Below are 6,361 nucleotides of genomic sequence, written 5' to 3'. Positions count from 1 at the left end.
CAAAGAATGATTTCACCTTGAAAGTGCCGACCGTGGAAGGGATTCATCTGCTGTATCTCGAAATAAATAAGATATTTAGCTTATCATGTCAGCCTATTTGCAACAGTGCCGGCTGATTCCATCTAATTGACGTTCAGTATTTTGTTCAGTTGAACTGACTCGAATATATCCGACCTGATTAGGCATTCTGTACCGTTAGAGTTTAGATAATTAAATACATATTGTACCGAAATTAAATATTAAGTCTATAAATACGGTTTTTGAGTTGCTTTTTAAGACTTTATTTTGTTCCGTTAGGCTATAGTCTAAAGTAACAGAATGAATATTCTACCCCCGATAGAAACAGCCGTACTCTGGGGGGAGATTTTTTTGATGTGCAGGTGCCGACCCTTACCAGAAGGCACTGTTGAAAATAACCACGAATCGTAAGCTGAATACTCTTTTAGCTAAAGGAGCAGCATATGAATTCTTTCCATAAAATTTAGGCTTGTATACCCAGAAAAATGTGGAACTTCTTAGGTTTCATACATGAGGATTTTGATAGGCTCACTGACTATTTTAAATTGTGTGCCTTAACTCTCTGTTCTAAAAGGCTATTCAGAATTTTTAGACTGTTTATTTTGAACATTCTTTTTACTCTGTGGTGGCGATGCCGTAATTGGACCTTGCAAGATGCATGGTCGTGTATGGGCGATGTCCAGAAAGAATTTGACTCAAAACTATTTTAGTTGGGAAGGAATGCTAAAAATTGGAGATTGATACATCTCATCGTTTGTTTAAATATTTTTTGATTAAATTTTCCCTTTAAAAATTCTATTTTTTTTAATGTCTTAACTTGTATTTAATATAGGAGATCCCCATAACAACAAAAGCACTACAGGAATACAACAATATGGCGAATCCACAAAAACACTATGCTAAGTTCCACACAAATATTCGATTAGGTCGTTATGACGAAGAAAGTACATTACGTGAAAAACGTGACCTTTTGATTAGCACCTTAAAAGATGAACTCAAAAAGGATCCAAATGGTCCTCAATTTGTTGAATACTTTAATCAAGGTAGTTATGCCTTGGGCACAGGGATTAAGCCTAAGAATGGAGATTATGATATTGATGTAGGAGTTTTATTAGATTGTGACAAAGAGGAATATGGCTCAGTAGAAATTAAAAAAATTGTTAGAGATGCTTTAACTCATTCAAATAGAACTGTAACGATCAAACGACCTTGCGTAACTGTCACTTATCTCAAAAATGGTAGTCCCGATTATCATGTAGATCTGCCCATCTACGCTGAAGACGACAAAGGCAATATGTATCTAGCTCGAGGTAAGGAATTCTCCTCTGAAGACCTTAAGACTTGGGATATTTCAAATCCTACTGAACTTACCGATACAATTTTGGGAAAATTTGAAGATGATTCAGATTTACGTCATCAGTTTAGACGATGTACTCGCTACTTGAAACAATGGCGAAATGAGAAAGGTCTAGATTTTTTTAAGAGTATTGCTATCACTACAGCTGTATATGAGCATATAACAGCTGAAGATTATGAGAATGATAATAAGGTATTACTTTCTATAGTAAATAATGTATTAGATCAATTCACTACCTTTAGCATTGATCCAGAAAATAACGAGTATTACTTCAGACTCGTAATTAATTTACCTGCACATCAAGGTGTAGACTTACTCGAAAAATTGACCCGAAAACAAATGGAGCACTTAAAATCAAAACTTGAAGATTTAAAATCATCTTTAGAAGCTGTAAATGAGGAAACTGATACAGTAGAAGCTTGCAAAATTTTAAATAAAACTTTTGGAAGACAATTCCCTATCCCTGAAATACAAGAAGTGTCCGAACCAGTAGTACAAACTTATTACACTCAAGAAGGAAAATCTGCTTAGGAAAACTCAATGTTTTTTGATAACCCAAAGTTAGACAATATTGAAAAGCTATTAAGTGAACATGGAGCTCAAAATATCCATGTCACTTCTATTACTAAGGATTGGGTTAATCTAAAATTTGATTTTCTCATTAATACACAACAGGTTTGCCTTGGTCTAATTTTTCAAAATAGAGCTAATTGGACGATACCTCCCATTTTTAGAATATTGACACGACCAATGTCTGCCTTAGATCATGTGAGTCAAAGTGGGGAAATTTGTACTACGGATCATCAAGGTGAAAACTTTGAAGGCTATAGACATAAAGAACTTATTACTGAATTCTTTGAAAGGGCTATAGATATACTCAAGCAATCTTTTATTAATTTTCAATTAAACAACCGAGTAAGCTTGTATAACGAACTAGAAGGATATTTAGGCAGCACTCAAAATATAAATGAGGATGTAATATTACATTGCGACCCTACTTCTACATTTAATTTATATGGTTGGTTAAGAAAATCATCAAAAGGGAATCATCAAATATTAGAGCATATTGATGATGGCGATAGTTCTTACATAAACCACAACCAGCTCACAAAAGTAAAAATTCATAAGATATTATTAGAAGATGCTTCTGTTTTCCCCATACCAGATATAGGAGATTATTTTAATGAGGACTATTTTCTAAAAATTGTTAATACCCTCTCTAATGAGAACAAACGATCTTTGTTAAAACAAGGCAATCATTATGCCCTAGTGGGAATTCCAAATGAACATGGATTTGCTTATGTGATTTTTTATTATGCCATTTGGTATTCTTTCAAAGAAAAAGTATCCTTCAAAGGCTTTAAAGTCTCTTTAACACAAAGAGCGTGGATAGATTATTTATTAAATAGAACGGGGCAAGAGAAAAAAACAAGACATATAGCGATTATCGGATGTGGGGCTTTAGGCTCAAAGATTGCAGAGATATTAGCTCAAACAGGCGTAAATAAATTTTCTTTCATAGATCCAGAGCTTTTAAAAACAGATAATATTTATCGTCATTCTTTAGGTTTGCAGTATGTTAATACCTATAAATCTACTTCTTTAGCTAATAAGTTTTTAATAGAAAGGCCCGGATTAACTATTTTTCCATTCGTAAGCCATGGTGAAAGCTGGATAAAATCAAAAATTACTGAAGATATTGATACTATCATCATAGCAATTGGCCATACTCCTACTGAGATTTCTCTCGTAAAAACTATTTATGAAATAAGTGCAAACATTCAAGTAATAATAGGCTGGTTAGAACCTTATGATTTAGGTGGACATTTTATTTCTTTCAATAATAAACATGTAGGATGTTTAAACTGCTTATATTTTGATGAAAAATCAAATAAAAGTCTTACCCCTATGTATAAATATGTACAATCTGGACAGCTAATTGCTAAAAATATTACAGGGTGTGCTGGTGCATTTACCCCCTTCTCTTCTTTAAATTGCATGAAGCTAGCAAGCTATATTTCTGAATATGTCCTGAATCAACAATTAGGATTTGTTTCTATTTCTGGCGACAATCAGAATGCAAATAAAAATGGAATAATTACTACCCCTTTTTATAATTCAGTAAATAATTCAAATGGAATTAATATATTGAATTTAAAAGAAATTTATAAAGAAGTATGCCCATGTTGCAATACATAACTCAAGGGAGGATTAAATGTGACACACCTACAGGCCAAGTCTTTATTATTCAAGCAAATGTTTTAAAGAGTTTAAAGCAATTTATACAATTAGAATCAGATTCTCCAGAATCGGGTGGCATTCTAATTGGAAGAACAGACATAGAAACTAAAGCTAAAATCATTGAAAGCTTTACCTCTCCTATGGAAGGAGACTGTCAAACACGTATGTCTTTCTTTAGGTCAAAGTCCCACCAATATGCTTTAATACAAGCTTGGAACGAATCTAAAAAATTCTATAATTTTCAAGGCCTATGGCATACACATCCTGAAGATGTACCAACACCCTCTCCAACCGATTTAAGGGATATAGATACTGTTCTAAATGGCATTACCAATCTTAATGACCCAGTTTTATATTTAATAATCGGAAGAGTAAAAACTGGAATCTGGATTGGTAGAAAAAATTTTAAAATCAAACTGTTAGGTTATATTGAGTTAAATTGAAAATGCAACTAGACCCATCCCTAAGTTTACAGACTTCTTTATCAGCAATAGATGATTTATCAAATGCAAATAAATATATAGAAGAAATTTTAAAGCATATTTGTATAGATTCATTAGGTGTATTAGTTGATGAAGAACGTAAAAATATAATTTTTGTCTTATTGAAAAATAAAAGCCCTGAAAGTTTTTTCCGTATAATTCTCAATTATGATGATACTTTAACTTTTGTCCGAAGATTGCTTGCCAAAAAAATTTCCATTTATGCACGCTTTCTTCAAGGTCACATAATTGATGCCCACACTCTACATGATTTTGAAAAGTTAAAAGAAACATGGAATTTAACCTCCTCTCAAGAGAGCGAAGTTAAAGATGTAGATTTTGTTCCTAGAAAGATTCCTAAACAAAAACCAAACCCTGTAAACCAATTAGAATATTTCATAAAAAGAATTTTTGATTTTGAGCATCTTACAGGTAGGGGTAACGATTTATCTGAAAAAGATAAAAACCAGATTTATCTCTCAAGTCATGGCCGATGTATGTTTAAAGGATGTGGTGCAAAATTAAACATAGATGAAATAACTGGATTTGAAGGTACATATGGCGTTTTAGCTCATAATGTTGCAGCATCAGAAAATTCTACTCGCGGTATCCCCTTCTTCTCATATCAACTATCAGATGATCCAACGAATATTTTATTATTATGTGAAAAACATCATAGGTTAATTGATAAAGTTGCTGGCGCAGAATATACAGCTTCAAGACTCTCGCAAATGAGAAGTAATTTCACAGCACAATGCGAAGATTTATTAGATTCTTTAAGCTTTACTCCTATGCCAGTGTATTTATTTTTCTGGCCCGTGAATCGCAATATTCCTCAGTCTCCTTCACGACGTGATATTGCAAGCTGCCTTCTCCCATTAAAATCTATTTTGCATAAAGATAAGACACTAATTCATGAACCATTACCAGCTCATTTAAGAGCTTCAGCTGATGAGTTCTATAAAAAGTATTTTTTAGAAGAATTTGAAGTTCAAACAGAACAATTACTTAGGGAAACTAAATTTGATGATAAGAGAGTAGCTATTTTTGGCTTCGGCCCTATGCCATGCCTAATAGCATTAGGAAGTAAATTAGGAAATAAAGGGAAATTTATACCTATGCTTATGTATAGGGATGGAAGTTGTTGGATGTGGCCTGATCTTATATGTACAACCAAAGCGTATGAAATTAATAATTTCAGTGAAATAGAAGATTGTACTGAAATTACTATTAGATTGAATCTCACTGCTGATCCAGAAACCTCTAAAAATAAGGCTGTTGAATTAGGACATCCGGTAATTAATATTACTGCTAAACCAGAATATATGGGGAATGGAGCAATAAGAAATCCTGAACGAGGACTAAGTTTCATGCAAGATATTCATGCGTTATTTCATAGTCTAACAGATAAAGGAATTACCAAAATTCATGTCTTACCATGTGCATCCAATGCTGCTTGTATATGGTTTGGACAAGCATTTGATCTGCATCATCCTGAAATGGTTATTTATGATTACTTAAATAATTCAATGGTTCCAAGACTTCAAATTCGAAATAATGGAAGCAAGAATGAAATCGCTGTAATTTAAACAGTATATTTGATAGTACTTTCATACCATTAGATTTAAATATGACATTAGTAAATGGAGTTTAGCTCTAATGGGGCTTTGTTGCATAAATATCTAAGACTATGATTTTGTTTAATTTATTTTTGGATTAAAATTTAAACAAATCCTTAAAAATCAGTATCTTGAAGAATGTTTATACAACAAAGCCGTTTTAAACTAAAAAATGTTTGTAATACTATTTTATTTAAATCACTCTGCGATCTAGGTATTAAATTTAAGACTTTCCATGGTTTTAAATAATCTTGCAGATTTTTTTGTGGTTCGAGAATATTTAAATCTTTATTAATATCAAAATTTGAGGGAATTCCATTTGTATTTTTTGCTAATAATTCCTTAACTAAATTTGTTGGAATAGCTCCATTTAAATGAACGTGTAAATCACCCTTAGGAAGATTCACTATCATATCTTCATTAATTTTTTGTAGTGCAGACATAAGTGTAGAAATTAATATAGCTGATTGAATTTTATCATAAAATCTATTTCCAAGTTATTTATTTTTAAATTTTTCTATTTCAATTCTGAATGGCTTTGTTGCACAAACCTATCTGTAAAGGGTTTTTCAGCGATATAATTTTCAAATGAAGAAGCCTACACACAAAATCTACCGCACAACCAATTGGCCCGCATATAACCG

At 32.3% G+C, this 6,361-nt stretch carries 5 protein-coding genes; 4 read left to right on the top strand and 1 reads right to left on the bottom strand.

The window, feature by feature from the left end; genetic code table 11:
- Positions 1-892: 892 nt before the first annotated feature.
- The 4 genes from ACTL4S_RS16205 to ACTL4S_RS16190 are packed head-to-tail and all read left to right on the top strand — an operon-like array spanning position 893 to position 5,687.
- Entirely contained in the window at positions 893-1,906 is a 1,014-nt protein-coding gene (locus tag ACTL4S_RS16205) for a nucleotidyltransferase domain-containing protein (protein ID WP_005006358.1), read from the top strand.
- Between the two features lie 9 nt (positions 1,907-1,915).
- Positions 1,916-3,574, top strand: a complete 1,659-nt coding sequence (locus tag ACTL4S_RS16200) for a ThiF family adenylyltransferase (protein ID WP_005006360.1) — start codon at positions 1,916-1,918, stop codon at positions 3,572-3,574.
- On the top strand, positions 3,559-4,059 hold the full coding sequence (locus ACTL4S_RS16195; protein WP_005006362.1) for a Mov34/MPN/PAD-1 family protein: 501 nt from the start codon (positions 3,559-3,561) through the stop codon (positions 4,057-4,059). Before ACTL4S_RS16200 ends, ACTL4S_RS16195 begins: the two co-directional genes overlap by 16 nt.
- 2 nt (positions 4,060-4,061) lie before the next feature.
- Positions 4,062-5,687 carry an SAVED domain-containing protein gene (locus tag ACTL4S_RS16190; protein WP_005006366.1) on the top strand — a complete coding sequence of 542 codons (1,626 nt, stop codon included), beginning with the start codon at positions 4,062-4,064 and terminating at the stop codon, positions 5,685-5,687.
- A gap of 146 nt (positions 5,688-5,833) precedes the next feature.
- Here ACTL4S_RS16190 and ACTL4S_RS16185 read toward each other — a convergent pair whose 3' ends face one another.
- Positions 5,834-6,160: a hypothetical protein gene (locus ACTL4S_RS16185; RefSeq protein ID WP_005028412.1), complete on the bottom strand. Its 327-nt coding sequence runs from the start codon at positions 6,158-6,160 to the stop codon at positions 5,834-5,836.
- Between the last annotated feature and the right edge of the window lie 201 nt (positions 6,161-6,361).

This window comes from Acinetobacter lwoffii (assembly GCF_052078135.1).
Taxonomy (GTDB): domain Bacteria; phylum Pseudomonadota; class Gammaproteobacteria; order Pseudomonadales; family Moraxellaceae; genus Acinetobacter; species Acinetobacter lwoffii_Z.
The sequence above is the reverse complement of the archived record's forward strand: the minus strand, read 5'-3'. Positions and strand labels throughout refer to the sequence as shown.

Excerpts from the sequence above, each read along its gene's own strand:
- ACTL4S_RS16205 (WP_005006358.1), top strand. The coding sequence starts at position 893 with ATGGCGAATCCACAAAAACACTATGCTAAGTTCCACACAAATATTCGA.
- ACTL4S_RS16200 (WP_005006360.1), top strand. The coding sequence starts at position 1,916 with ATGTTTTTTGATAACCCAAAGTTAGACAATATTGAAAAGCTATTAAGT.
- ACTL4S_RS16195 (WP_005006362.1), top strand. The coding sequence starts at position 3,559 with ATGTTGCAATACATAACTCAAGGGAGGATTAAATGTGACACACCTACA.
- ACTL4S_RS16190 (WP_005006366.1), top strand. The coding sequence starts at position 4,062 with ATGCAACTAGACCCATCCCTAAGTTTACAGACTTCTTTATCAGCAATA.
- ACTL4S_RS16185 (WP_005028412.1), bottom strand. The coding sequence starts at position 6,160 with ATGTCTGCACTACAAAAAATTAATGAAGATATGATAGTGAATCTTCCT.